Below are 25,044 nucleotides of genomic sequence, written 5' to 3'. Positions count from 1 at the left end.
TACAGCTAAGAAACTTTTATAGGGGGAATTAAAGTGTCATTTAAACCTAAAGCCATCTTTTTAGACATGGATGGTACCATTTTAACTTCTGTAAATAAAGTAAATATGAAAACAAAAGAAATAATTGATGATCTACGAAGCCAAGGCATTTTTGTTTTTATTGCTACTGGAAGAGCTTTCGATGAGATAGCAGATTTAGTTCCAGAGGGCTTTCAAGTAGATGGCTTTATTACATCAAATGGAATGGCAGGATATATTGGAGACAAGCCAATCTTTCAACATTCCTTGTCTATAGATTTAGTAAAAACAGTGATTGAAAAAGCACGTCAAAATAAAATATATTATGAGCTTTTTCCATACGGGGCGTCTCGCATTACTTTAAATGAAGACAAAGATTATGTAGTAAATGAAATCAGAGATCCAAAACCAGACGATGTGGAAATTAATGAGTGGCTATCACGCAAACAAGCAATTAAAGAAGAAATCGCTTGGAAGGATAAGATTGAAGGAGATATGTTTTCGAAGTTTTATTTCTTTGCCAGAACAAAGGAGCATATTAATGAATGGAAGGAAGTCCTTCATGAATTAAAACAAGAAATGGATTTTACTACTTCCACCTCTTCCAGTCATAATGTTGAATTAATGTTCGCAAATGTTAACAAAGCAACAGGAATTAAACAAATGTTAGCTCATTTCGAATTACCGGAAGAAAATATATTGGCTATCGGTGACAGTTATAATGATTTGCCTATGTTTGAGTTTGTCAGCTTTGCAGTAGCAATGAAAAATGCAGCTGAGCCAATTAAGCAAATTGTTGATGATGTAACAGAATTCACTTGCGATGAAGATGGCGTTCATCATTATTTAACTAGATTCTCTACTGTGAAAATCTAGTAAATTAAGAAGTTCTTATTCATATAGATTGGTTCGCTATAATTAAACAAAATTAACCGAGGTGATAAATATGTTTTGCAAGCCATTGTTTGAAAATGATGTACCAGCAGCATCCTCCTGCTTCTAATGGATGTGATGGCTGCATCTCTCCGTTAGGGCATTTATTGACCTGAATAATAATCGGAGGGAATATATAAATGAAAAACACCTTATTAGGTTCATTATATTTAATATTAGCATCCAGTATTTGGGGCGGTATGTATGTTGTTGTGAAAGTGGTCGTAGCGGTTATACCTCCCCTAGAATTAGTATGGATGCGCTATATGGTCGCCATTCTTGCACTTCTTTTAATCGGATTACTTACAAAACAGAAGTGGAGAATTGAAAAACGTTATATCCTGTTAATTATAGCAATTGGCATAATCGGCAATACCATTTCCATTGTTGCTCAAGAAACGGGTACTATGCTGTCGACTGCCCAAATGGGTGCGATTATTACATCCTCGACACCAGCCTTTATGGTTATATTCGCACGCCTTATTCTTAAAGAACGCTTGACTATAAACAAGGCAATTTCTGTTTGTTTAGCTACAGTTGGAGTGGTATTAATTGTTGGAATCGGAAATATGAGTGTGTCAAACACACTTGGCGGTGTATCACTTGTAATTGCCGCCTTAACATGGGCATTAATGTCCGTACTCGTAAAACGTGTGCCAAGTGATTACTCACAAATAGTTGTCACAACATACGCCACATTGGTGGCGCTAGTATTGCTGACGCCGTTTGTTTTACCGCGTCTGTCTGCAATCAACTTTTCTGAACTTACTCACCCTACTATTTGGGGAGGTCTCTTATATTTAGGAGTTATCTCAACAGCAGGCGGATTTCTGCTATGGAATCGCGGCTTACAAATGCTGAATGCTTCAAGCGGCGGTATCTACTTCTTTTTCCAACCAGTTGTCGGAACATTACTAGGCTGGCTTCTGCTTGGTGAGAGGATTGGCATTATGTTTTGGATTGGCTCCTTCCTAATTCTTATAGGTGTCTTATTCGTAATTAGAGAGGATAAATAGTCGGTTGAACCCCTTCATAGGAAGGGGTTTTTTATTATCTAAGAGGATTCTTTTCGGTATTGCAGACAAAAAAATCAGGCCATCGAGAGATATCTCGACAGCCTGATTCAAATATGTTTACTCCAAGGAACAAGATGTTTGCAACAAAAAGGATAATCTCACTAGTTAGGTCATCATATTACCTAGTGCTGCTTAGGAAAAAGTACAGCTTTTTTTTACAGAGTTACTTCCTAAAATCTATACCTCACTTATTTACAGATATAATCTGCTCACCTGTTATAACCGACTGACTATCTACAACTAAAATTTCACGATAGTCAGTAGAATTTGTAACAATTATAGGTGTAATTGTATTCAAACCAGCTTCCTTAATTTTTTCTATTTCGAATTCTAAAAGAACATCACCCTTGCTGAAATAATCCCCTTCTTTTAGGTTTAAAGTAAAGTATTTTCCTTCTAAGCTGACAGTATCAATACCTACATGGATTAACAGCTCTGCTCCTGTATCTGATTGCAAACCAATCGCATGCTTGGATGCCATCACCGTAACTATTTTCCCATCAAAAGGTGCCTTGACGATACCAGCTGCTGGTATTATTGCAGCCCCTTTTCCCATTAACCCGCCAGCAAATACTTCGTCAGGGACAGATGAAAGCGGTACTAATTCACCATTCAATGGACTAAAAATAATAGTGTTTTTTTCTTGTTTTTCTTTCGGCTCTGCCGCTGGCTGTTCCTTAGTGTTAACTTTACTGTTTTCTTTATATCCGAATAAATAAGTCAGAATAAATGCTAATACGAATGCAAGGACGATGGAGATTAAAAATCCGAAAAAGCCTTGATTTATGCCGTCAGGACTAATAAACAATGGAATTCCAAAAATACCGCCTAAAGCAAATCCATATACAGTGGATCCCATTGATCCAGCAATAGCCCCTGAGATAGCTGCACTGATAGAGCCTAAAATAAATGGAGTTTTCGTTGGCAATGTTACACCATAAATAACTGGTTCTGTTACACCCATAATACCTGCTATTGTTGCAGATGTTGCTGTTGGTTTCAATTTCTTGTCCTTTGTTTTTAGTGCAACAGCAAACGCTGCACCGGTTTGTGCAAATGTTGTACAGAATAACATTCCGTTAATTGGATCAAAGCCATTTGCAGTAATGTTGTTTAGTAAAATCGGAATAAATGCCCAATGCAATCCAAAAATAATTAGAATTTGCCATACTCCTGCTAAAATAAATCCGGCAACTAACGGACTTAAATCATAAACACTCATTGCCCCTTTTGCTAAAAAGTCACTAATAGTTGTAGAAATTGGGCCTACTACTAGAAAAACTAGGGGCGATGCAACAACAATTGCCACTAATGGCACAATAAACATGCTGATTGAGTTATGAACTACCTTCTTAAGAAGATGTTCTATTTTTGCTAAAATAAACGCTCCAATAATAATTGGCAATACAGAAGATGTATAGTTAATTAATGTAATAGGAATCTGCAAAAAGCTGAGTCCCGTGCCATCATTAACAGCTGTAGTAAATGTTGGGTATACTAAAACGGCCCCCAGTACTGCTGCTAAATAAGGATTACCATTAAACTTCTTACCTGCTGAAAAACCTAAAATAATAGGAAGGAAATAAAATAGTGCATCTGATGTCGCATACAGAACTTTATATGTTCCCATTTGGTCTGTCAGCCAGCCAAGTGATGTAAATAAAGATAATAGCCCTTTTAATATACCTACTGCAGCCATAACACCAACAACTGGCATAAAAATACCAGATATCATATCAACAAACCGGTTAAACAAATTGCCCTTCTCTTCTTTTTCATCACTTTGAGCAGAAGCTGCTGCTTCACCGCCCATATGTGCGGTCACTTCTTTATAGACATGGGGAACTTCATTTCCAATAACTACTTGGAATTGTCCTCCGCTTTCCACTACTGTAATAACTCCATCTATTTGTTTAATTTCCTCTTTATCTGGCAGATTAGTATCCTTTAACTTAAAACGTAGCCGTGTCACACAATGTATGACACTGTTTACATTATCTTTTCCCCCAACTGACTTTAAAACTTCTTCTGCCGTTTTTTTATGGTTCATTCGTAATCACTCCCCTATATTAATACACTGAATACGCTTTCTTATTTCTTAGAAGGAAAGAGCATTTTGCTCTAGTTCCCTCTTTTTTCCGTAGGATTTCTTGTAGTTACACAAGCAATGATAACAGCGATTATTCCCCCTGCTAATTTTGCAACTATCATTGGCACGATCATTTTCTGATTGATGCTGGCGATAAATCCTAAATGCCCTCCCAGAACAAAAGAAGCACTTACCGCAAAAGCAATCGATATGATTTTTCCCTTTGGCTCCATATCTTTGACCATCATAAACATCGGAATATTATGTGCTAAGGAGGCGATCATTCCACCTGTTGTATTAGTATCAACAGACAATACTCTTCCTAACTTGACCAACGGCCGCTTTAGCAGAACTGTTAAAATGTGGACGAGCGGAAAAGCCCCCGCAAGAATAATCGCTATCTTACCGACAATTAAAATCGACTCTGACAAAGGAACTAAATTAGGCAATATCGTAAAGCCAGTAATTGTTTGTATTCCGATAAATGCCAGACCTATTATAGAAATAACACTTATCATTTTTCCAAATAAACGAAAAAGGACGACTGTCTGTTTCGGAAAGAGCTGTAACCCAATAATGATTAATATAGATAATCCGATAGGAATAATAAGATTATAAACAATAATTGCCCAATCAAATCCTCCTACAACTCCACCTACGATGCATCCAAAGGGAATTGCTGCAATTCCAATCAGAATGCCCTTTGAAAAATATTCATAATCGTCTTTACTGACAATTTCAAGCGCAACTGGAATAGTAAACACTAATGTTGAGCCAAAGGTTGTGCCAAGAAAGACAGAGGAAAAAAGGCCTGCTTGTTCATTTAAAGCCATTTCTTGCGCTAATGAATATCCTCCCATGTCAACAGCAAGGATTGTATTGGCAAAAGATGCAGGATCTGCACCGATAAAGCTGTAAATCGGTGTGATAATCGGGATCAGGGCATCAGCCAGCAGCGGGGCTAATGAGACAATTCCAATCATGACTAATGCCAAAGAACCCATTGTTTGTATACCTTCATAAAATTTCGCTCCAATGCCGAAACGATTGCCAAAGCTGTAGTCTAAAGCTCCTACAAAAAACAGCAGAGCAATAATAATCATCAATAATGTATTTATGATCATAGCAGATGTTAAAAATGAATCACTTGCTTATTCTGGCTGCTTTCATATGTGCCAAATACAAGCTGTAACGTTTTTAAATTATCTTCCCCGCTTGTTTGGAAATCTGTTCCTTCATTTAAGCATTCAATGAAGTGACCATGCAGATTTTTATGACTTTCAATATAATTGAGCTCAGTTGATTCTATATATGTCTTCTCCGCACCTTTATTATCGATAATAGATATTCTGCCATTGTTATACAGCTTAATGGTAGCTTTATCTCCTTCAATAATTAATTGCTCTTTATGATCAGGCAATACTTGTTCTGGCACTTCGGCTTCTAAATCTCTTCTAGTCGCCCAGCTCATATCCATATAGCCGAAGAAGTCATCATAGCCTAACATAATTAAACCGGTATCCTCCCCTTCTATAAACGGACTAATTTGTTTCGTTTCTGCATAGAGGCGTTTTGGTTCCCCAAACAAAAATCTCCACGTATCAAACCAATGTACACCCATCTCAAAAAATAACAGCTTTGGCATATCGCGAAAGAATGGCTGAGGCAGGTTTTTTTCAGGTGAAAACCTTGGTGAATACCAATCTGTATGGATGTAGCGCACTGTTTGAACTATTCCTGCAATGTTTTCAGCCAACATGCTTTTCATAATTTGGAAAGGCTCTAGCCAGCGCCAGTTTTCCGTAACCATTAAACGCACTCCTGCCTCATTTGCTATTTTCACCATTTCTTCTGCTTCTTCTAATGTATTAGCGAACGGCTTTTGGCACATGATATGCTTTCCAGCCTTTGCTGCCAGCTTCACAAGTGCTAAGTGCGTCTCAGGAGGCGTCACAATATCAATTACATCTATATCTGCATTTTCCATCATATTAATGATATCCAGATACAGGTTTTCACTCGGAATATGAAACAATTCGCCTTTTTCCTTTAACAGTTCCGCATTTTTATCGCAAAATCCGTTAATTTGAACCGTTTCAATGGACTGCCATGCTCTTACATGCTTTTCAGACCAATAACCAGCCCCTATAATTCCAACTTTCCACATCTTAAGACACCTCTAGCTTTCTATAATTCTAGTTGTTTCGTGTTCCTATTATCAAAACATCGTTTGTAAAATCGTGTAAAGGGATTATTGTGTTCGCCTCTTCTGTTGCTACTACTTCTGTTTGACTAAATCTTCTATTTACTAAGTCGATAGTAGTGAATACATAATCACTGCTGTCAAGCTCAAGCTTCAATTTCGTATTAACAGGCATATAGATTACAATCGTATCTTCATTCCCAGCAGCTCTAATTTCTTTTGATTTGTCTTTAATAATATCCAACGGTTTTAAACCATGCAGACAATACAATTCCATTAAGTATTTCAAGAAGGAATAATCCCATGCTCCTTCAAACTTTAAGGCATCTCGCCAATCATATGGTGTGTCAAACCCTTCCCCTTCAACGATTCCGAAGCTTTGTCCTTTTTTATGCCAGCTCCAAATACCATGTGCTCCATAAGTTATTCCCGAAGCTCCGCCTGCAAGCACGCTTTGCCAAGCAGCTTTTCTGACATCAAATCTTGTAAATCTTCCATATATATTACGGCTGTAGCTGATTTCTTCATAACATGGCTCCCCGTTAACAACAGGTCTTCCTTCTGAACTCTCGTACAAATATTCAGCAATTTCATAGGCAGTGGGCTGAAATTGAGAATTATGTCCTGATTGGTACATATAAAAATCCAAATCACGTCCTTCTGTAAAGACATCCGGTATCTCTCTGAGCCTTCCTTGAATATGAAGAGTTGTTACACTTTCAGGACTGATTCTTTTCACTGTTTCCAAAGCTTTTTCATAGTAAGCAATAGATCGCTCTGTTGGGAAATTCGAATCACCGCTAACTAAATAAATCGGTGAGAATTTAGCATATCTTTGCACTACATACTCGACGTATGGCTCAACATTTTCAAGCGGCATTTTGTTATCAGCTTGAAACATGTCTGCCCAAGTGTCTGGTACATAATTGCACCATAATAGTACAAGTGCTGGGGTAAACCCATGTTTGACTGCCATTTCCAGCATAACTTCAGCTCGGTCAAAATACTCTATGTCCATTGAGCCGTAATCATATGTGCCATCTTCCATTTGTTTAAATGGATGCAGATTCAGATTTGATCCACTTGCATCCCACTGTCTTAACATATTGATTTGGAGTACATTAAACCCTTGCTTTTTACGGTAGCTGAGGTAGTCCTCCCATTCTTCCAATGTTGCATTTGTAAAAGCACTCCAAACGGTGTCAGCTAAATAAAAAAATGGTTTATTATTTTTTATAAAAATCTTTTCCTGTTTATTGATTTTTATGGTCATATTTTTCTTAACCTCCTAAATTAAAAATAATAATTTTAGTTAAGTTTATATAAACTTTATTGAATGTATCCGCTTTACAATTAGATATTAACACCAACACCCTTTAACGTCAATGTATTTTTCAGTATTCTTCACATAAATTTACTAAACTATACTAAACTAAATCCGCTAAACTAAACAGAGTAAAAGTGATATAATTAAGTTACGATGAGAAATATAGGAGGAATACGATTGAAAATAGATGATATTGCAAGATTAGCCGGTGTTTCTAAAACAGCTGTTTCCTTGGCTTTTAATAATAAACCCGGCATCAGTCAGCAAACAAAAGATCATATCTTGAAGACAGCTTCGCAATATGGTTATAAACCTAGATCCGTAAAAAAAAGAAATGATACGCCACTAAAGAAAAATCATATTATCCGCTTTGTTGCTTGTAAAAACACAGAAGTAATTACGGAACAATACGATTCCCAGCCCTTCTTTAGTGAACTGCTGAATTATTTAACAGATATCGTAAGGGAAAATGGATTTACATTAGCTATCTCTTCTATTGATATCCATCAATTGGCGGATGACTTGTCCCAATTGGAAACAGAGCAAGAATCAGCAGGGATTCTTTTACTGGGCACAGACTTAACATTAGAGAAGATTGAAGAAGCCAGATCTGTGCATCCTAACATCGTTGTATTGGATACTCTTTTTGAAGCATCAAATACGAGTTTTGTTTCCATTAATAACTTTCTCGGCGGATACCAAGCTGGAGAATTTCTGTATAATCTAGGACACCGAGAAATTGGCTTTATTAAATCAAATATGCGTATATATAACTTTTCACGAAGAGAGGCTGGTTTTCTGCAAGCATTGGACAAGCATGGCCTTAGTCTGAGGGAAGCTAATGTGTTCGAAGTGCCGCCTATGCAAGTCTTGGCACAAGAGAGCTTAAAAAAAGCTATTTCAAACTTGAAGAGCCTTCCTTCTGCCTTCTTTTGTGAAAATGATTATATGGCCATTAGTACTATTAAAACACTGCATGAGCTTGGCATCAAAGTACCAGAACAAGTATCAATCATGGGCTTTGATAACATATACGAAGCAAACATTATAAGCCCTGAACTCACAACGATTCAGGTAAGAAAAGATATTCTGGCTAAATCAGCTGTGGAAAAACTAGTCACATACCTTGCCAATGCTAATATTGGCGCTACTCAAAGCCTTGTCAATACGGAGATTATTCAAAGAAATTCTTGTATACCTTATAAGCTTCAGCAGGAAAGTTCCCTTTAAATCTCAACTTAATAAATGCAAAAAAAAATCCGCTTAGCTTTCTAAAAACTAGGCGGATTTTCTTTAACTATTCTTCAATTCATGTTAACTAGCATTTTGTTTTCTTTTTTGAGGCAGATTGTTTAGTGATGTTTCATTAAACCCCTTTAAAATGAGCCAAACTGCCAACGTCATTTCATTTACTGCTACTGGCAAAGCTAATATCCCGCCCCAAACAGATACTTGTTCAATCACATCAAACATTACTAATAGAGAACAGCTAAATACAAGGACAGCACCAGTCATACCTATCATAGGGATAAACCTTGGAACAAGTTTAGATTTATAAAATATATAACTGTACATCATAGTATTGATACCAAGCATAAAGTTAGGACCAAGTAAAAACGTCCAATCGTGAATCGCTTTTAAAACCGTTCCAGAAGCATGATATGTTTCTGAATTTGGAGAGTTTGCTGCTATAAATTCTTGGCTTAATGTCAGCAATGCCAAGACACTAATAATGCCAATTGCAATAATAACTGCTTCAAAAAACCGGAAACTAACATGCCAAAGTGCAATCGTTCCATCATATTTCTTTAGATAAGGAAACATGGTGACAGCAGTGCCAATTGCAGAAACAACGAGAATCAATTCCATAACTGCACCGACCAGGATTTGGTTTGAATGCTCAGCTCCTGCAGTAAGATAGTCAGAATTAGATAAAATTGGGTCATACATTAATAATCCTACAACTGCACTAACGGCTGCTAGTATAAAAAATACTCCTACAATTCTAGCCTGCTTTTTGTTTGAATTCATAAAAATCCCCTTTTCATAATAAATTCAAAAACGGTTAAACGGTCACCTTAAACATTTTTTTCATAAAAAAATATTTCCTCTAACGGCAATTGAAACACATGGGAAATACGAAAGGCTAGTTCTAATGATGGGGAGTAGTTGCCCTTTTCGAGTGCCACGATTGTTTGTCTTGTTACGCCTACCTTGTCAGCCAATTGCTGCTGGGTCATTTCGTTATGGCTGAATCGCAATCTTCTGATATGATTGCCGACAAGATGTTTACCCATGATTAAACTCCTTTTCTGTAGTGATAAAGTTTTGTGACGGATCCAGTCATATCAGCGATAAAACCAGCTGCGATGAGGATGATAAACATTACTTGCAATAGTTGCAGAAGTACTAATGCTGTCATGGAAAAAAGAAAGCCTAAGATAAATATAAAAAAGGAATTGCGGTTTGCTTTAAGAGCAATAATCTTATCTAGTTCATCTTCAAAGGATGGTTCCTTTTCATTGGTCGTTATTCTAAATACAATATTAAAAATAATGCTAATAAAGATATGGGCCATGATAGAAATTAATGTCAAGAGAAGAACAAAGGTACCCCAAAAACGTAAGGTTTCATTTACTATCAAATCTCCTCTAGGGTACTGGGGGGACATGTAAAATGAAAAAGCGGCAAAAATAACAATCGAACTGATAATCGATACAATACTTTTCTTTTCTTGATAAGTCATCCTCAACATCCTTTGTATATTTAATTTGACAATTAGTAAAGTTTCTTATACATAATGTATAGTAAACTTTACATCAAATCAAGGAGTTTAGAATAAATTGAGCAAATAATCTTAGTTTTCTAACTATTTTCTAATTCTCTTGCCCTATTTGTTTGAAAACAATAAAAAAGCAAGCTTTGAAGATTATTCAAAACTCGCCCTTATTTTATTACATATCTAAATCTGTAAAAGCGTAAGGCAATAAATCCTTTAAACTCAATTCTAATATTTCTTTCTTCTCATTTGTTAAATATACAGGCATATCTGGCAAACAGAATTCCGCCAATACTTGTCTGCAAATACTGCAGGGCGGAAGATAATCTTCCGTATTACCGGAAACAGCAATAGCACTAAAGTCTCCTTTTTTATATCCATTAGCAATTGCCGTGAAAATAGCTGTTCGTTCGGCACAATTTGTTGCACCTAATGATACATTTTCAACATTAACTCCATTAATTACGGTGCCATCTTTAAGCAATAATGCTGCACCAACTGGAAACTTAGAGTAAGGTGCGTATGCGCTTTCCTTAATCTTGCGTGCACTTTCCACCAATTGTTCTTTATTCATACTAGCCATCCCTTTCAAAGAAGAATGAACTTTTCAAAGTTCCCTTTATGCCAAACATTTAATTGGCAGGACTTTCATATTAAAATTTTCCGAAATATTTGTCAACCAAAAAATTCTGCCGCTCTATACTACTTCATTTTTTTATAATTTCCCATTAACATGGAGTTAACACCAGCCATTAGGATAATAACTGCACTATTATTTAAAAGGTTGTATGTAAGATGTTAAAAATCATTATTTCTATTATTATGGTCACATTTATTTGGGGTTATTTATGGGTTCCGATGAAAATCAGGCTTAACTATATGCCTCCTTTCCTTTTTACTGCCTTGCGTCTTTTAATTGGCGCTATCCCATTATTTATTGTCCAAGCTGTCCGAAAAACTAAGTTATTTCCGAAAAAAGCTGACTGGGGTAAATTAATAATTATGAGTACATTGATGTGCTTAGGTTATTATGGATTATCTACATTTGGCATGCAGTTTGTCAGCTCAGGCCTATCTTCTGTACTAGTTTATACCATGCCTATTATAAGTGTACCAGCTCATTATTTCTTAAATGAAAGATTAACAGCTAAAAAAACAACAGGGTTCGTTATTGGGGCCATAGGACTCTTCCTCATTATTGGTCCACAAATAAAACATCTAAGCTTTGACCGAACAGTTTTGGGAGAAGGTCTAATTGTTCTGGCTGCCTTCTTTTGGGCATGTGCCTAATTACGACACAATAAAAATGACTACATGGCAAATGCTAATAGGCGGATGTTTCCTGTTTGTCATTGTAGTTTTAACGAATCCATTACTGATATTACTTTTGCTCCGCCACTAATTTGGTCATTATTATACAGTGGCTTATTCTTGTGAGCAGTAAAGAAGGACTAGATCAATTTGATGATTTTAAGCATAATAGCAGCAAATATTTTTCGCGGTAGCAGCTTTTGTAGCTATCGTCTTAAATGATATGAAGAAAACGACCAATCAATTATGATTACACCATAACGAAATTTCCGAGCAAAAAAGAAAGTTTCAAATAAAATTCCTTTCCTAGCTAAAAACAAAAATCTCCCCTGCATCCTGCGGGGAGCTTCATCATCTTGCACTATGCTTTTCCTTTCTTCTCCTTCTTGTAAACTTTCTGAGATTAACAACACCTATACTCATCATAGAAAAACCTACCAGTTTATAAATAATCGTTTTAACCAATTCATCATAAAAGGTAATACTAAGCAAAATACTGCCAATAATAATAAGAATAACTGCAAAGACTGCTCGCAATGTAATTTAATCTCCTTTAATCAAGCACTTATTATATTGCTTTTTTAATTATCATTTGTTTATATATGATGCTGAAAACAAGATGAAACATATTGAAAGTCACCCTGTTATCAAAGAAAAATTATAAGGATGGAGGACTATCGCCCATTATATTTACTAAAATTAAATAAATCAGTACATTTCCAGGCAAAAAGATAAATACCAATCTTACCGAAAAAGAAGAAATGCCAAAGTGCTCAGCCAGTCCTCCGCAAACACCGGAAATTGATTTGTCTGTTGCTGATTTTCTGATAGTGTGTTTCACGATTCATTCCCCCATCCTATATAATCTAGTTATTAATAATTAATAAGGTACGGAAGGCCATAAACAGAGGCAATGGTTGTAACAACAGACCAAATTACTAGACTAATACCAAGCCAAGAAATCACTCTAACTTTAGATAATCCGAATAAAAGTGCCATTAGCGCAGCTAAATCTGTTCCAAGAATGGCGGGTGAAAGTAATGCAAATACGGGAAGACCGTATTTTTCCCAAATATGTCTTGCTCTTGTTTCTCTTTTAGTTGGCTCTAATTTCCCCTTTTTTTGTCTCCGTCTATTTCTCCAGTCAGAGATTTGTTTAAAGAATATTGCAAAAACTAACACCATAAGAAAATTCCCTAAAAAAGCAATTATACCGACAGCAACAGGTGACATATCTAACAAAATTCCAGCTGGAATAAGGTAAAAAACATCAAGGAATGGCAATAAAGAAACGATAAATAACGCCGCATATTGCCATATTCCATCTGCCTGTTGAACCCAATCCATCATCTAAAACAGCTCCCTTAATTTTTGGTTAATATTTAATACGACTCATGATGGAAAAAGTTTCTATAATCTGCGCGTTTTATCGTTTTTTACTAGTCAGCCGGTAGCTTTGTTGAATCATATCAGATATTTCAGCCTGTGGAACTGAACCATCAAGAATTATTGAATTCCAGTGGTTTTTATTAAGATGAAATGCCGGTACTACTGAGTCATGGATTTGACGCCAATACTCGAGAAAACCAGGCTCTGCTTTTACATTAATCCAAATACGTTCATCTTTTTCAAAGATCCACGCAAACACTTTCTTATTTTCTTTATGACGGATTACCGTCCAATTCTTATCACGAAACGGGTAATCTTCATATGTATTTTCTAAACGCAAACAAAAATCAATTGCTTCCTTTCTGCTTTCCATTGTTGCCCCTTTTCCAAGGATTAAATTTCTGTCCTTTCCATTTAACCTAATAGAGATACTACTATAACTGCAATAATGATGACAAGAATAAGTATTCCCGTGCCCTTCCCCCCTAAGCTGCCGACTAAATCAACGAGGCCGCCAGTCTCTGCTCGATTGAAAGAATCACGCAAATTTCCTGCTGGATTTCCTTTTATCTCTTGTTGTCGTAATCTTTCTCGTTTTCGCTCCGCTGTTTCTTTCGTTTCTTTCATGTAACTCCTCCGCCTCTTACTTTTTTTACCATTATAACATATTAATTTGCTTCTTTTATTACAACAAAAAAAGAGACTGCCATAAGCAGTCTCCATTATTTATTTAATTGCTTCTTTTTTAGCAAGCAGCTGCTTCAAGAGCTTTTTAGCTAATGTGGCCGAACGGACACGCAGATGAAGATCAGGTGAAATCTGTACTGAATACTGTCTATTCTGAATTGCTGTCTTTAATTCTGTAATCGTCGAACAGTCTGTTTCTAATTGGTTATAAACGGAACCGTATTGAAGAAATTGATGTGTATCACTTCCGGCAACAACTGGAATATCTAGTTTATCAGCCAGCCAATATACACTTTCGCTGTTTTCTTCTATGCCTATCGAATAGAGGTCTTTTCCATTTAAGTCAAGCGCATCTAGTCTTTTTAACTGGCCCGGATCATGCTGGGTAAGAGGTGTGCTTGGCCGGAAGGGATGACCGCCAATTTTGACTGCATGATATGAATCAGCAAGATCGATTAAGGCAGCAAGTGAGATGAAATTCTCCTCCTCTAAATGAGATTGCAGCTTATTAAACATCTGCACAATAGATTGACGATTACTTATGATAAGAATATGTCCAACTTCTTTTACATCTACCTCCATTCCGGGGAAGATCTTAATCCCTTCTACTTCATAATAGTCTTCTATATAAGCATAATGACGATCCAAATAGCTATAAACGTCCAGAAAGTTTTGAGTATTAAAATGCTCAGTCAGTGCAATGGCATTTAATCCAGCATCTCTTGCCTCTTTTAACATTGTCGTAAAATAGTCTGGTGAAAACTCCGATTTCTTAGAAATTTTCACATGTGTATGTAGATCTATCTTCATGATTTTAAGCTCCTTTAAGATTATTAGTTTTTAAGAAAATAAAAATAACGAAATAACATAAAGACTGCTGATTGCTAAAAATACGTAATCATTTTTGCGAATTTTTAGTGATTGCAGCTTTAATTTTTTTACATCAGGATTTTTGAAAGCATTTCTGCTCCCTTTTGTTTCAAGCGCTTCCACCGTTGTTCTTGCACGTTTTGCAATGCTGAGCAGAAGAGGATAAAAGGACAAGACTGCCAGCTTAATAAAGTAACAGGTTATTCTCCAATACAGAAATCCCTGCCTTTGTGGTGCTCTCCCTCTTAACCTATATGACATAAACACATGGTTATATTCCTCAAGGAGCAACGGAAGCATTCTGTATCCGTAGGAAATCGAAAATGAAACTTGGCCTGGCACCCCAATACTTAATAAACCTACACTCAGTTTTTCAGGGCTCATTGAACAAAAAACCGTAATACTTGCAAGGGATATGACTGCCAGCTTAACGGTCAGTGTGATTAAAGGCAATAATACAATGAAATCTCCGCCAAAAAATAATGTGGCAATAATGAGATAGCCCCCTTGACCGAGGATTCCCAGAATCAATACAACTAAAATCAGCCTGCTCACTTTCGTCATTACAGTTGTCACAATGGTGGCAGCAAGCATTCCTGTTAAAATAGCTGCATTATGGATAAACCATGGTGCAATTCCGAAAAAACCATACCAGATAAATAGGATACGCGGGTCTAATTTTGCAATGAACGTATTATCATTCGCATAAGCTGTGTTCATTAATTCGATTTTCATTTGCTCTACATTCAGCTTGTCTATCATGTTTTTTGCATAATCCATCCTGGTTCCTCCTGAAAAAGTTCAATAAATGAGTCAATCGTATATTTCGCAGGAGTTATGTTTAATTGATGCGATAACTCCACAATTTGCGGTGGAATGATTCCTGCCCTTCTCATCAGCATAGGGTTAGAAAATAATCCGTCTTTATTGCCATCATAAATAATTTGGCCATTATTCATTACCACCACACGTGTCGCCCACTCACTGACAAGCTGCATATCATGAGTAGCCATTAAAACTAGCTCCGTTCTGTCAGCCAATTTATCAATAAATTGAATTAACTGCTTGCGTGTGGCAATATCAAGATTGGCTGTCGGTTCATCAAGCAAGATAACAGCTGGATCCATAGCAGCTCCTATAGCTAAAGATGCTCTCCTCTGTTGGCCACCACTCATAAGCCTGCTGTCTTTATTCTGCAATTCTGTTAAATGAAAAAGTTCAAGAATATAATCTACGGTTTCTTCATATCCCTTTCGGTTACGTGCTTTTAAATAGAATTCCACATCTTTGCGGACAGAATCTTCAATAAACATCTGTTCTGGATTTTGATAGATATATGTGACAATATCTGCAAGCTTTTCTGGCGACTGTTTTGCAGTAAGCTTTCCCTTTACGTAAACTTGGCCTGATTGAGGCTTGCGAAAGCCTGTCAATAACCGAAGCAGCGTGGATTTTCCAGCACCATTATTGCCGACGATTGCCACCTTCTCGCCTTGATAAAACGAGATATTTATGTTTTCTAGTATCTTTTTATACGACCGCTCCACCGTTTGATAGGAGAAATCTACCTCTTTAAATTCTGCTACTGGTTTTGATATGGATGAAGAACTGACACCATTACTACTAGACAATTCGTGTCTTTTAAACTCTGCAAAGGTATCACAAGCTTCTCTTAGCGTAATTGGCAATGTTTCAAGTTTAAGTGCGTTTGCTGCCTGAGTTACTTGCGGTGGAAAAATATTGCGTACCGTTAAGTCAGAAACTGCAGTCAGCGCTTCTTTAACAGATTTCTTCCAGACAATCTTCCCTTTATCTAATAACAGCACTTCAGAGCAATATTCAGCAATAAACTCTGTATGATGTTCAATCACAATTATCGTTTTATTGTGCTCGCAATGAAGCTTTCGCAATATCTCATACATCTGCTTTGCATGGTATGGGTCAAGCTGTGCAATCGGTTCATCTAATACAATAATTTCCGGATTTAAAGCGAGACATCCTGCCAAAGCCAGCAAATGCTTTTGCCCTCCGCTCAGCTGCCACACAAATTCGTCCTCATAATCTTGTAAACCGACAATTGTAAGGGCGTTCCGTGCTCTTTCCAGATAATCGGAATAACCAAAATGCAATGGAGCAAAGGCTGCATCCTCTAAAACCCGCGCCTGGACGATTTGGTTTTCGAAATCTTGATACACATAGCCAACATGCTCAGACAGCTCTGCTACCGTACTTGTTGCCGAATTTAGACCATTAATGACCGCTTCTCCTTCAAAATCGCCTGAATAATAATGAGGAATTAAGCCGTTTAAAAGCTTGCATAGTGTCGACTTCCCGCTTCCATTTCCTCCAATAACAGCTAAAAACTCTCCTTTTTCTACTGTCAGATGGACATCCTTAAGGATTGGTTCTTTCTCGTTTGGATAAGTAAAGCTTACATTCTTTATGTCTATTAATGAGTTCATGCTGCTTTATTCCTTTCCTTCTTAGAACGTTTTAAAAGAGCAATAATGATAGAAACAGTGACTATTGCGGCAACAACGATGGAAATCAGTGTTAGCATCGATTCTGACAAACTTGAAAAGGATGCCTCCCATTCGAATATGTTTAAATCTGTTTCTGATAAGTACTCAAAACCAAATGCAGCCATTGCCAATACAATAGAAGGAATAATTAACTTCGGATGCAAGATACCCGTAATAGCATAAGAATTATCAGGCGTCCGCGGCTTCATACCTAGCAATGGTTCTATCTTGCCGTAAAGGCGCGGGACAAGATACAGTGTTGGCAGTAAGGCAAATAAGATTCCGGAAAATAGAATATCATTCAGGAAAGAAAAGCCCTCTACTACTACAACACTTTCGGCAAGACCTGGAAGTGTTTCAAAATCATCTACCCCTATCCATACTTTTCCAATATCAACCATCATGCTGATTAATTGATGAATAGTTACTCCAGTTATCGCAGCAATCCCAACCTGCCGTTTATTTCTTGGATCTTTGACCATTATTCCAGCTATATACATGGCTAGAGAAAAAGAGATAAACTTCTCCAGCTCGCCAAACCCTCCGAATTGACCGAGCATTATTTCTCCGAAGATAATCTCTCCTAATGCCGCACCAACACCAGCAATTAGCGGGTGAAACAAGATACATAATGTAAGAGGAATAAAAGCAAAGTACTCAATGGAAAATTCGACTGGGCCTAAATAAATGGAAGGTACAAGTTCAGTAATCATGTTGGACAGGCCGTAAAGTGACATAGACAAAATAAAAACCATCATTTTTTGTGACTGGGTAAGTGTGTACTTTTGTTTCATAGTGCTAGCTCCCTTCTTAGTTAAACTTCTATTTCATTGTAAGAAGGCAATATAAATATCCGATATGACAATTGTAAGAATACTGTAAACTTTTTATCATTTTCTTACATTTTGATATTTTTTTATCACTTCATGCTACGATGAAAGAAAAAGGAGAGAATCGATGTTTGACCTAAATTCGTTGTCACCAAGTCATTGCAGAGTTGGAAATTGGATTGTTCACAATGAATCTGCTGTTCTTATTTCTACTGAAAAGGACATAGCAAAGGCAGCCGGTGTTAGTATTGCTTCTGTATCTCGTTTTTGGAATGCAGTCGGCTTTAAAAACTTGAAGGAATTCAAACAATTTTTGAAGGAAAAACGAGATGTTACACCAGCTAAAAAATTGCTGAACACGATGACAGATTTAGAATATTCCAACTTGCAAAGCCATCATTTAAACCGGAGTATTCAGCATCTGCAAGCTACCTTGAATTTTTTCCAAAAAGAGACGTTTGAACAGGCGGTATCTTGCATTCGCAACACTAATAAGTTATTTATCTATGCTCCTGGTCCTTCTTTTGGTTTAGGTGAGCTATTATGCTATCGGCTGCGCCGTTATGGACAGGATGTACGGATTATCCGGTGGCTGGGGAGTGAAATAATGGAGGAGCTTATACACATCGATGAGCATGATTCTGTTCTGCTCTTCAGCTTTGGAAGGCTTTTGAAGGAGGCAGAGGTACTCCTAAAGCATGCTAGTCAAAAAAAATGTAAAACCATTGTTGTCAGTGATCAATCTGTATTGGAAGCTCCTGTAAAGTTTGACATTTTGCTTTATGCAGATAGAGGCGAAAAAAATGAATTCCATTCGATGATTGCCCCTCTTTTTCTGATGGAAAATTTGATTGTGGAAATAGGCAAATCAGGTACATCATTAAAAAATATGGAGCAGCTTGATTTACTTCGTAAAAGATTTAAAAATTATCTGCCTCGTTAAAAAAAACAACATCCTGTCTGTTTGGGAAGGATGTTGTTTTCTTATCATGATTGGGGAACATAATTGTCAGCAAAATCAAATTGATAAGAACCGCTGCCAATTTGAATTTGTAAACGTTCATTTTCATCATTTTCAAGGACTGTACCATTTAATCGTATATTTGATTTATGTGACAGCACAACTGTTGCTGTCGTATTAGCAGGCACCTCAACAATCAATGTCACCAAATTGTCTGTTTTTGTCCAAGAGGAGCTTAATTTTCCGTACTTCGTATTTATTTCAGCAGCTGCCGACGTTAATCCACAATCTGTATGTGGTTCAATGATGCTCGTTTTATATCCAGGCTCGCCTGGATTAATCCCGGCAATATAACGATATAACCAATCCCCTACACAGCCAAAAGCATAGTGGTTAAAGGACATATGGCCGACCGTTCCGTCTGGAGCAATTGCAGACCACGACTCCCAAATCGTTGTTGCTCCATTTTCCACCTCATATAACCAGGAGGGACATTGTGTTTGAAAAAGCAAACGGTAAGCTGTTTCGTGCTCGCCCTCTTTACACAACACATCCATTAAGTATGAAATCGATAAAAAGCCCGTGTCTAACTTATATCCATTCTCTTTAATTAATTGAATCAGCTGGTTTACTACGAGAGGACGTTTACTATCCGAAACCATATTCATTTGCAGCGCTAAAATATAGATCCCTTGTGTAGGTGAGGATACTCTGCCGTTCTTATCTATATACTCTTCTTCAAAGGCTTTTCGAATCTGTTGATTTAATTCCTCATACATAGCTGCTGTTTCTTTTTTGCCAAGGATAATGGAAATTTTCGCTAAAAGCAAAGCCGAATTGGCATAAAAGCATGTGGCTACAAGTTCTTTTGTCTTAAGTGCACTTTCAATTGGATCCTTCATGCTTGGTATGAGCCAATCTCCAAAATGGAAGCCTGTGTTCCATAAATATTTTTGCCGATTTAAGCGAACAGCATCTTGTTCATCCTTTAAACTGTCAGGAATTTCTGACTCTGCTGTTTGCCGAACATAATTCAACCACTTTGTCATTGCAGTATAATTCTCTTCTAAAATTCTTGTATCACCATATCTTTCATACAGCACCCATGGGACGATAATGATAGCATCTCCCCAGCCTGCACTTGAAAGATTTCCAAAACTAGCTTTACTTTCATTCACATAATATTTTCCAGTTGGTACATAGTTAGCAATTTGCCCGTCAGGAAACTGTTCTAAACGAACATCCTTAAGCCACCTCGTTAGGAAGGAAGAAACATCCATATTATATGCAGCTGTAGGAGCAAACACTTGAATATCACCTGTCCATCCAGCCCGTTCCCGCTGCGGACAATCTGTCGGGATCGACAGCATATTTGTTTTTTGGCTCCACTGAATGTTTTGCTGCAGGCGATTTAGGCGCTCATCTGAACAAGTGAAGTTCCCTGTCATCTCCATATCGCTGTATAAAACAACTGCTGTAATATCTTCTGTTTGAATAGGTGTCGGATGACCAGTTACTCGCACATACCGGAAGCCATGGAACACAAAGCTTGGTTCATATGTCTCTCTGTCATCCCCTTTTGCCACATAAAAGTTCGTTTGATCTTTATTTCTGCCCATAATATTCATAAAAAATTTGCCGTTTTCATCTAATACCTCACTATGCTCAAAAATTATCCTTGTATCTCTAGGAACAGTCATTTGAATACGCATGCGGCCAGCGATCACTTGGCCAAAATCAATGATTTGAGCTCCATCCTCTTCATAATGTATTTCTCGGGGAGCAATTTCCTCCATTGCTTTTACAACAGGACCATATTGGGCAGAAAGATTTCCCAAGGAATATTCTGCTCTTTTAACCGGAGTCCAGTCTGCAGCATCATACTCTGCACAGCTCCAATTCTCTTGCTCTAGACGGGCATCATAGCTTTCGCCTATAAACAAATCAGCATATTGCCAAGGTCCTGAGCTTGACACAAACTGTTCATCTGAGGTGATAATTTCTTTCGTTCCATCCTCTAATTCAATCTCTAATTGGAGCAGCACACCTAATTTATTACCATATTGGCAGCTATGGCCTGTTAACTGAATCCGGCCGATATACCAGCCATCTGCCAATTCTACACCAAGGGCATTTTCCCCTTTGTTTATATATCCAGTCACATCGTATGTCTGATATTGCAAATGAACATTATATGCTGTAAAGTCTGGAGCAAATTCAATATTTTCTAGTTTCCGCCCGTTTAGTTCCAGCTTATAAATACCATGACTTGTCATATAGAGACGGGCTTTTTTTACCGTCTTATTAATTGTAAACAATCGTCTTAACCGCTTTGGCGGATGAAGATTTTTCGTTCTTTCCTCAAGACTCTCCCCCTTTAACGCTCCTGAAAATATGTCTTGAACAGTAATCTCCGCTTCCTCAACTGCCTCTTGCTGCTCTGGTTCTACCCATGCTGCCAGCCAATCTTCTTTGCATAATAAACCCATTTCCAGATTTTGCGGCACACTCCAATCTGTCTCATTTCCATGATTATCCCAAATCTTAACTTGCCAGCTGTAACGTGTTCGAGACTGGAGGGGAGAGCCATTATATTCAATCCATACTGACTGATCCGTTTCTACTTTGTTTGAATTCCATACTTTTATCCCCTGCTCATCTGTCACTATAATGTGATACGCCGTTTGCAAAACATTATGATTAGATGAAAGAATTGTCCAGCTAAATCGTGGTTTCATTATATCTATTCCCATTGGGTTTACCTGGTTTTCAACTTTTAAGTTATCCACCTTAACCTTACAACACATTGGAACGGTCACCTTCTATCTGTGAGTTTATTGCTTCTGCCTTATTGGAGTTATAAAACACCATTAATATAGAAAACAGAAGGGCACAAGCTGCTGGTATTAATGCAGATGTTACGAGAATTCCTTCTAAGCTTTGAGGAGTTGGCGCATTGCCTGTTTGATAGCCATATGCAGCTAACACAAAGCCAGCAAGACCGCCGGCAAGGGAAGTTCCCAGCTTTTGAATAAAGTTGTAAAGAGAATAATAAACACCTTCTATATGCAACCCATTCCTTTTAATAGAATAGGAAATGGCATCTGGAAGCATGCCCCAACCAGCAAACATCGTTAATCCAGTCAATGTTCCTGCCATAATATTAAGCGTTAAAACCAGTGGAATATTGCTTACTGGTGTAAAGTAAATCAAGAGAAAATCTATAACAGTAAATGCACCTACAAGAATATAATATTTTTTCATGCCTATCCTCAATGCGAGCAATGGAGACAAGAATGTTAAAACTAACCCGATAATTCCGCCAATACCAGAAACGATACTGAATAGATTGGCGTTGCCTACATTATAGATAAAGTAATAGATACCGGCAGCACCGCGAATTCCTAAGCTAAGCTGGGCCAATAGGAACGAAGCACATAATATCAAAAATGGAATATTTGTCATGACAGTTTTCAGTGCAAGTCTTAACGGTACTGATTTGTTATCCGTATTTGTAACCTGTTCTGTTGTTCCCCTAAAACAAAGTAGAATAAAAATGATCGCTAACATTCCTAATGATGCTCCCATAAAAAAATAGCCGCTCTTTTCATTTGGAAACAAACTAACAATCGGAACAGTAATAACTCCTGCTACAGCTGCAGCGATTCCTGAGAACATAACCAAGTATTTAGAAAGATGTGCTCTTTCTTGAATATTATCTGTCATTACTGTGTTTAAAGCTGCATGAGGAATGCTGACAATACTGTATAAAATGCTAATCAATAAATATAAAGTGAAAGCATAAAAAATCTTTCCTGACTGAGAAAAAGCAGGAGCATAGAATAAGAATGCAGCGCAAGCTCCGTAAGGAACCGCTCCAAATAGCAAGTACGGTCGCAGCTTTCCCCATCTAGTCCTCGTTTTATCCACTAAAAAACCAAAAGGCAGATCAAACAGCGCATCTACAAGGCGAACGATTAAAAGGATAGCACCAGCTGTTGTCGCCGGAATCTGCAGTACATCTGTATAAAAGTACAAAAGATACATCGATATAAAGATATAAACAAAATCCTTACCGAAAGCACCCATGCCAAAAGCAAGCTTTTCTTTTAATGCAAGTGAACCAGTATTCTTCATATTAAAACCCCCTTTAACCTTAATTTGTAAACGTTATCATATTTATCATATAAGGATTAAAGCAAATTTTTAATATCAAAATATATCTCGTTTTATGGCAAATGATAACCTTAATGAAAAAAAACTGCTTCACTATCATCATAAAAATAGAACAAAAAAGCGAAGCTTAAGTCTATGTAAAGACAGCAGCTTCGCTTATTAGTAATTATATCCCTTTTGTCTCTTTAACCTTCGTTTCCACAAAGCTAATTTTTATCATAATCTTATGGATAAATTTTGGGAAGAAGTAAGCTCCAAAAAATGCACAAATGAATGCTTGTCCCCACATTTTTAACCATTGTGGGAGAAAATGACTGCTGTATCCAAAATTAATGGATACAAGAATAAAAGAAATAAATACGCTCATACTTAACGACATAAAGAATGCAAATACAAGCTGTTTATATTTTATATGAATCTTCATAAATACCCCTTACAAAATTCTTATTATAAAGCAGAAACCTCTACCGTTTCGTATTGAACAATCGTCTTTTTCATCACAGGCTTCTCACTAATGCCTTGTTTCTTCTGTTTAATCATTTCTTTATGCTCGTTAACATGCTCTTCTCTAGATAACCATGCTGTGAAGTCCTTTTTTGCTGTCCATTTTGAGACAATTACATATTCGACTGTATCGGTTTTTTCTTTTTTCCAAAACTCAACAGCATGCAATCCTTCTACACCACTCAAGTCCTCTTGCGTTTTTTTCATCTTGTTTATTAATTTATCTTCATTGTGCTTCTCCCCTTCAAAATGGGCCTGATTAACAAACATTATGAATACCTCCTTTATATTATTAAATAATTATCTTACTAACTAAGATATTAGTTAGTAGTAAAGTTATCATTGTTACTGATAATAGTCAATGAGAATTTATATCAATTAATGATAATATTAGTTATTTTAGTTTTTTATTTAATTTACGAAATACGTTTAACATTTGATCAATTTCTGTTTCCTCTAAATCTTGCAGAAGTTCTACAAACGCAGTTGCTCTGCTTTCAATAATTCGATCAACAATTTTCTTTCCTTCAGGTGTTAAAGTAAGCTCTACGACTCTTCGATCACTTGCAGACCTTTGACGATTGATTAAATCATGCTTTAATAACGTATCAGTTAATACCGTTCCCCCACCTGATGTTATCCCTAAATATTTAGTAATATCGGATGCTGTGCAAGTCTTGATTCTGTACAAATAAGTCAAAATTAAGATGTGACCATCACTAAGATTGTATTCTGTTTTCGGGAAAAAATTATGCTGTGTTTTCGTTTTACTAAAAATATTTTCAAACAGCTCCTGAAATTCTTTCAGTTTCTTAAATCGTTGCTCAGACTCCATATCTTCCTCCATGTCCATATATTAAAGGGCAGCAGCAGCATTCAACAGCGGCTCCCCCACCTCAAAGTCAATATAAAAATAAAGTCTAACTCAAATATTTTTTCACCTGCTGTTATATTCAAAATCTTAATGATAATGAAACTTATGCGTATCTGTTAAATATTACGTATCATTTCTATTATTTCTTCCCTTGTTTGAATACTTGCATCCTTTTGGTTTGGAAAGATAGCTGCTGCACCGCCGTCATTTTCCACATCAATTAGCAGCTCCTCTATGAATTTGCTCAATGGCATGTTAAATGCTTCATATGGATCCTCTAAATGGGTTGACTCCATTTCGGCAAAGCTTCTGTTTGGCCAGACTGGCAGTACAAAAGAATACTGTTCATCGCCTTCTAATACTAATAAGTCATCTTCTTCATTACGCAATAGCCAGACTTGTTCATCTGTTGCCACAACACCGTAGAAATAGGCCATTCTTTTATCAGCAGGACGATTTAACATAAACTGTTTAATTAACTTCATCACAGGTCAT

The 25,044-nt window shown here is 36.9% G+C and carries 28 protein-coding genes; 5 read left to right on the top strand and 23 right to left on the bottom strand.

The genetic code is table 11. The features are described from left to right. Window positions 1–33 precede the first annotated feature (33 nt). Window positions 34–894, top strand: coding sequence for an HAD family hydrolase (locus L8T27_RS20055; RefSeq protein ID WP_233315402.1), 861 nt, complete (start codon window positions 34–36; stop codon window positions 892–894). A 197-nt stretch (window positions 895–1,091) separates the two neighbouring features. Next, window positions 1,092–1,967, top strand: a complete 876-nt coding sequence (locus tag L8T27_RS20050; protein WP_237942556.1) for a DMT family transporter — start codon at window positions 1,092–1,094, stop codon at window positions 1,965–1,967. Window positions 1,968–2,211: 244 nt separating this feature from the next. Here L8T27_RS20050 and L8T27_RS20045 read toward each other — a convergent pair whose 3' ends face one another. From L8T27_RS20045 to L8T27_RS20030, 4 genes are all read right to left on the bottom strand, one after another. Beyond that, on the bottom strand, window positions 2,212–4,077 hold the full coding sequence (locus tag L8T27_RS20045; RefSeq protein ID WP_237942554.1) for a beta-glucoside-specific PTS transporter subunit IIABC: 1,866 nt from the start codon (window positions 4,075–4,077) through the stop codon (window positions 2,212–2,214). A gap of 71 nt (window positions 4,078–4,148) precedes the next feature. Continuing rightward, window positions 4,149–5,222: an ethanolamine utilization protein EutH gene (gene eutH / locus L8T27_RS20040; protein ID WP_349238816.1), complete on the bottom strand. Its 1,074-nt coding sequence runs from the start codon at window positions 5,220–5,222 to the stop codon at window positions 4,149–4,151. A 26-nt stretch (window positions 5,223–5,248) separates the two neighbouring features. Further along, the gene (locus L8T27_RS20035; protein WP_237942550.1) at window positions 5,249–6,283 is read right to left on the bottom strand and encodes a Gfo/Idh/MocA family protein; all 1,035 of its coding nucleotides are present in this window, start codon (window positions 6,281–6,283) and stop codon (window positions 5,249–5,251) included. Window positions 6,284–6,311: 28 nt separating this feature from the next. Next, window positions 6,312–7,592, bottom strand: coding sequence for a glycoside hydrolase family 140 protein (locus tag L8T27_RS20030; RefSeq protein WP_237942549.1), 1,281 nt, complete (start codon window positions 7,590–7,592; stop codon window positions 6,312–6,314). Between the two features lie 231 nt (window positions 7,593–7,823). Between L8T27_RS20030 and L8T27_RS20025 the strand changes: the two genes are divergently transcribed. Continuing rightward, window positions 7,824–8,876, top strand: coding sequence for a LacI family DNA-binding transcriptional regulator (locus tag L8T27_RS20025; RefSeq protein WP_237942547.1), 1,053 nt, complete (start codon window positions 7,824–7,826; stop codon window positions 8,874–8,876). An 84-nt stretch (window positions 8,877–8,960) separates the two neighbouring features. Here L8T27_RS20025 and L8T27_RS20020 read toward each other — a convergent pair whose 3' ends face one another. The 4 genes from L8T27_RS20020 to L8T27_RS20005 form a co-directional block, all read right to left on the bottom strand. Further along, window positions 8,961–9,677: a DUF4386 domain-containing protein gene (locus tag L8T27_RS20020; RefSeq protein ID WP_237942545.1), complete on the bottom strand. Its 717-nt coding sequence runs from the start codon at window positions 9,675–9,677 to the stop codon at window positions 8,961–8,963. A 47-nt stretch (window positions 9,678–9,724) separates the two neighbouring features. Continuing rightward, window positions 9,725–9,943, bottom strand: a complete 219-nt coding sequence (locus L8T27_RS20015; RefSeq protein WP_233315409.1) for a helix-turn-helix transcriptional regulator — start codon at window positions 9,941–9,943, stop codon at window positions 9,725–9,727. Between the two features lie 2 nt (window positions 9,944–9,945). Further along, a complete protein-coding gene (locus L8T27_RS20010; RefSeq protein WP_237942543.1) occupies window positions 9,946–10,392 on the bottom strand; it encodes a hypothetical protein in 447 nt (148 codons plus the stop codon). 208 nt (window positions 10,393–10,600) lie between these two features. Next, window positions 10,601–10,999, bottom strand: a complete 399-nt coding sequence (locus L8T27_RS20005) for a cytidine deaminase (protein ID WP_233315411.1) — start codon at window positions 10,997–10,999, stop codon at window positions 10,601–10,603. Between the two features lie 221 nt (window positions 11,000–11,220). Here L8T27_RS20005 and L8T27_RS20000 point away from each other — a divergent pair, with 221 nt between their 5' ends. Beyond that, the gene (locus tag L8T27_RS20000) at window positions 11,221–11,715 is read left to right on the top strand and encodes a DMT family transporter (protein WP_233315412.1); all 495 of its coding nucleotides are present in this window, start codon (window positions 11,221–11,223) and stop codon (window positions 11,713–11,715) included. Window positions 11,716–12,087: 372 nt separating this feature from the next. Here L8T27_RS20000 and L8T27_RS19995 read toward each other — a convergent pair whose 3' ends face one another. The 9 genes from L8T27_RS19995 to L8T27_RS19955 all read right to left on the bottom strand — a co-directional run bounded on the left by L8T27_RS19995 (window position 12,088) and on the right by L8T27_RS19955 (window position 17,998). After that, window positions 12,088–12,273, bottom strand: a complete 186-nt coding sequence (locus tag L8T27_RS19995; protein WP_237942541.1) for a hypothetical protein — start codon at window positions 12,271–12,273, stop codon at window positions 12,088–12,090. 121 nt (window positions 12,274–12,394) lie between these two features. Continuing rightward, window positions 12,395–12,577, bottom strand: coding sequence for a PspC domain-containing protein (locus L8T27_RS19990; RefSeq protein ID WP_233315414.1), 183 nt, complete (start codon window positions 12,575–12,577; stop codon window positions 12,395–12,397). Window positions 12,578–12,609: 32 nt separating this feature from the next. Beyond that, a complete protein-coding gene (locus L8T27_RS19985) occupies window positions 12,610–13,086 on the bottom strand; it encodes a small multi-drug export protein (RefSeq protein ID WP_233315415.1) in 477 nt (158 codons plus the stop codon). A 76-nt stretch (window positions 13,087–13,162) separates the two neighbouring features. Beyond that, a complete protein-coding gene (locus L8T27_RS19980) occupies window positions 13,163–13,498 on the bottom strand; it encodes an MmcQ/YjbR family DNA-binding protein (RefSeq protein WP_233315416.1) in 336 nt (111 codons plus the stop codon). A gap of 41 nt (window positions 13,499–13,539) precedes the next feature. Further along, on the bottom strand, window positions 13,540–13,752 hold the full coding sequence (locus L8T27_RS19975; protein WP_233315417.1) for a DUF6366 family protein: 213 nt from the start codon (window positions 13,750–13,752) through the stop codon (window positions 13,540–13,542). 99 nt (window positions 13,753–13,851) lie between these two features. Next, window positions 13,852–14,622 carry a PHP domain-containing protein gene (locus tag L8T27_RS19970; RefSeq protein WP_233315418.1) on the bottom strand — a complete coding sequence of 257 codons (771 nt, stop codon included), beginning with the start codon at window positions 14,620–14,622 and terminating at the stop codon, window positions 13,852–13,854. 30 nt (window positions 14,623–14,652) lie between these two features. Then, window positions 14,653–15,462 (bottom strand): energy-coupling factor transporter transmembrane component T family protein, encoded by an 810-nt coding sequence (locus L8T27_RS19965; RefSeq protein ID WP_233315419.1) that lies wholly within the window; start codon window positions 15,460–15,462, stop codon window positions 14,653–14,655. Beyond that, window positions 15,441–17,144, bottom strand: coding sequence for an ABC transporter ATP-binding protein (locus L8T27_RS19960; RefSeq protein WP_233315420.1), 1,704 nt, complete (start codon window positions 17,142–17,144; stop codon window positions 15,441–15,443). Before L8T27_RS19960 ends, L8T27_RS19965 begins: the two co-directional genes overlap by 22 nt. Beyond that, the gene (locus L8T27_RS19955) at window positions 17,141–17,998 is read right to left on the bottom strand and encodes a DUF8171 family membrane protein (protein ID WP_233315421.1); all 858 of its coding nucleotides are present in this window, start codon (window positions 17,996–17,998) and stop codon (window positions 17,141–17,143) included. Before L8T27_RS19955 ends, L8T27_RS19960 begins: the two co-directional genes overlap by 4 nt. A gap of 163 nt (window positions 17,999–18,161) precedes the next feature. On the opposite strand from L8T27_RS19955, the gene L8T27_RS19950 reads away from it, so the two are divergent. Beyond that, complete coding sequence (locus L8T27_RS19950) at window positions 18,162–18,977, top strand: MurR/RpiR family transcriptional regulator (RefSeq protein WP_233315422.1); 816 nt, start codon at window positions 18,162–18,164, stop codon at window positions 18,975–18,977. 44 nt (window positions 18,978–19,021) lie between these two features. On the opposite strand, the gene L8T27_RS19945 is transcribed toward L8T27_RS19950, so the two are convergent. From L8T27_RS19945 to L8T27_RS19920, 6 genes are all read right to left on the bottom strand, one after another. Further along, the gene (locus L8T27_RS19945) at window positions 19,022–21,733 is read right to left on the bottom strand and encodes an alpha-L-rhamnosidase (protein ID WP_248574490.1); all 2,712 of its coding nucleotides are present in this window, start codon (window positions 21,731–21,733) and stop codon (window positions 19,022–19,024) included. Window positions 21,734–21,791: 58 nt separating this feature from the next. Further along, a complete protein-coding gene (locus L8T27_RS19940) occupies window positions 21,792–23,132 on the bottom strand; it encodes an MFS transporter (RefSeq protein WP_237942536.1) in 1,341 nt (446 codons plus the stop codon). 205 nt (window positions 23,133–23,337) lie between these two features. Next, window positions 23,338–23,595 carry a DUF2798 domain-containing protein gene (locus L8T27_RS19935; RefSeq protein WP_237942534.1) on the bottom strand — a complete coding sequence of 86 codons (258 nt, stop codon included), beginning with the start codon at window positions 23,593–23,595 and terminating at the stop codon, window positions 23,338–23,340. A gap of 23 nt (window positions 23,596–23,618) precedes the next feature. After that, window positions 23,619–23,945 carry an antibiotic biosynthesis monooxygenase family protein gene (locus tag L8T27_RS19930; RefSeq protein WP_233315426.1) on the bottom strand — a complete coding sequence of 109 codons (327 nt, stop codon included), beginning with the start codon at window positions 23,943–23,945 and terminating at the stop codon, window positions 23,619–23,621. A gap of 124 nt (window positions 23,946–24,069) precedes the next feature. Continuing rightward, window positions 24,070–24,510 (bottom strand): MarR family winged helix-turn-helix transcriptional regulator, encoded by a 441-nt coding sequence (locus L8T27_RS19925; protein ID WP_237942532.1) that lies wholly within the window; start codon window positions 24,508–24,510, stop codon window positions 24,070–24,072. A gap of 155 nt (window positions 24,511–24,665) precedes the next feature. Next, window positions 24,666–25,034, bottom strand: a complete 369-nt coding sequence (locus L8T27_RS19920) for a DUF2750 domain-containing protein (RefSeq protein WP_237942530.1) — start codon at window positions 25,032–25,034, stop codon at window positions 24,666–24,668. Between the last annotated feature and the right edge of the window lie 10 nt (window positions 25,035–25,044).

This window comes from Niallia sp. Man26 (assembly GCF_022049065.2).
Lineage (GTDB): Bacteria > Bacillota > Bacilli > Bacillales > Cytobacillaceae > Niallia.
Note: the sequence above shows the minus strand (reverse complement) of the source record. Positions and strands in the feature narration are given on the sequence as shown.

Bases quoted from the DNA above. Each gene is read 5' to 3' on its own strand.
- L8T27_RS19925 (WP_237942532.1), bottom strand. From the start codon at position 24,510: ATGGAGTCTGAGCAACGATTTAAGAAACTGAAAGAATTTCAGGAGCTG.
- L8T27_RS20015 (WP_233315409.1), bottom strand. From the start codon at position 9,943: ATGGGTAAACATCTTGTCGGCAATCATATCAGAAGATTGCGATTCAGC.
- L8T27_RS19935 (WP_237942534.1), bottom strand. From the start codon at position 23,595: ATGAAGATTCATATAAAATATAAACAGCTTGTATTTGCATTCTTTATG.
- L8T27_RS19940 (WP_237942536.1), bottom strand. From the start codon at position 23,132: ATGAAGAATACTGGTTCACTTGCATTAAAAGAAAAGCTTGCTTTTGGC.
- L8T27_RS20045 (WP_237942554.1), bottom strand. From the start codon at position 4,077: ATGAACCATAAAAAAACGGCAGAAGAAGTTTTAAAGTCAGTTGGGGGA.
- L8T27_RS19965 (WP_233315419.1), bottom strand. From the start codon at position 15,462: ATGGATTATGCAAAAAACATGATAGACAAGCTGAATGTAGAGCAAATG.
- L8T27_RS19960 (WP_233315420.1), bottom strand. From the start codon at position 17,144: ATGAACTCATTAATAGACATAAAGAATGTAAGCTTTACTTATCCAAAC.
- L8T27_RS19980 (WP_233315416.1), bottom strand. From the start codon at position 13,498: ATGGAAAGCAGAAAGGAAGCAATTGATTTTTGTTTGCGTTTAGAAAAT.
- L8T27_RS19970 (WP_233315418.1), bottom strand. From the start codon at position 14,622: ATGAAGATAGATCTACATACACATGTGAAAATTTCTAAGAAATCGGAG.
- L8T27_RS19945 (WP_248574490.1), bottom strand. From the start codon at position 21,733: ATGAAACCACGATTTAGCTGGACAATTCTTTCATCTAATCATAATGTT.
- L8T27_RS19985 (WP_233315415.1), bottom strand. From the start codon at position 13,086: ATGATGGATTGGGTTCAACAGGCAGATGGAATATGGCAATATGCGGCG.
- L8T27_RS20000 (WP_233315412.1), top strand. From the start codon at position 11,221: ATGTTAAAAATCATTATTTCTATTATTATGGTCACATTTATTTGGGGT.
- L8T27_RS20010 (WP_237942543.1), bottom strand. From the start codon at position 10,392: ATGACTTATCAAGAAAAGAAAAGTATTGTATCGATTATCAGTTCGATT.
- L8T27_RS20030 (WP_237942549.1), bottom strand. From the start codon at position 7,592: ATGACCATAAAAATCAATAAACAGGAAAAGATTTTTATAAAAAATAAT.
- L8T27_RS20050 (WP_237942556.1), top strand. From the start codon at position 1,092: ATGAAAAACACCTTATTAGGTTCATTATATTTAATATTAGCATCCAGT.
- L8T27_RS19955 (WP_233315421.1), bottom strand. From the start codon at position 17,998: ATGAAACAAAAGTACACACTTACCCAGTCACAAAAAATGATGGTTTTT.
- L8T27_RS19950 (WP_233315422.1), top strand. From the start codon at position 18,162: ATGTTTGACCTAAATTCGTTGTCACCAAGTCATTGCAGAGTTGGAAAT.
- L8T27_RS20020 (WP_237942545.1), bottom strand. From the start codon at position 9,677: ATGAATTCAAACAAAAAGCAGGCTAGAATTGTAGGAGTATTTTTTATA.
- L8T27_RS20035 (WP_237942550.1), bottom strand. From the start codon at position 6,283: ATGTGGAAAGTTGGAATTATAGGGGCTGGTTATTGGTCTGAAAAGCAT.
- L8T27_RS20005 (WP_233315411.1), bottom strand. From the start codon at position 10,999: ATGAATAAAGAACAATTGGTGGAAAGTGCACGCAAGATTAAGGAAAGC.
- L8T27_RS19920 (WP_237942530.1), bottom strand. From the start codon at position 25,034: ATGAAGTTAATTAAACAGTTTATGTTAAATCGTCCTGCTGATAAAAGA.
- L8T27_RS19930 (WP_233315426.1), bottom strand. From the start codon at position 23,945: ATGTTTGTTAATCAGGCCCATTTTGAAGGGGAGAAGCACAATGAAGAT.
- L8T27_RS19975 (WP_233315417.1), bottom strand. From the start codon at position 13,752: ATGAAAGAAACGAAAGAAACAGCGGAGCGAAAACGAGAAAGATTACGA.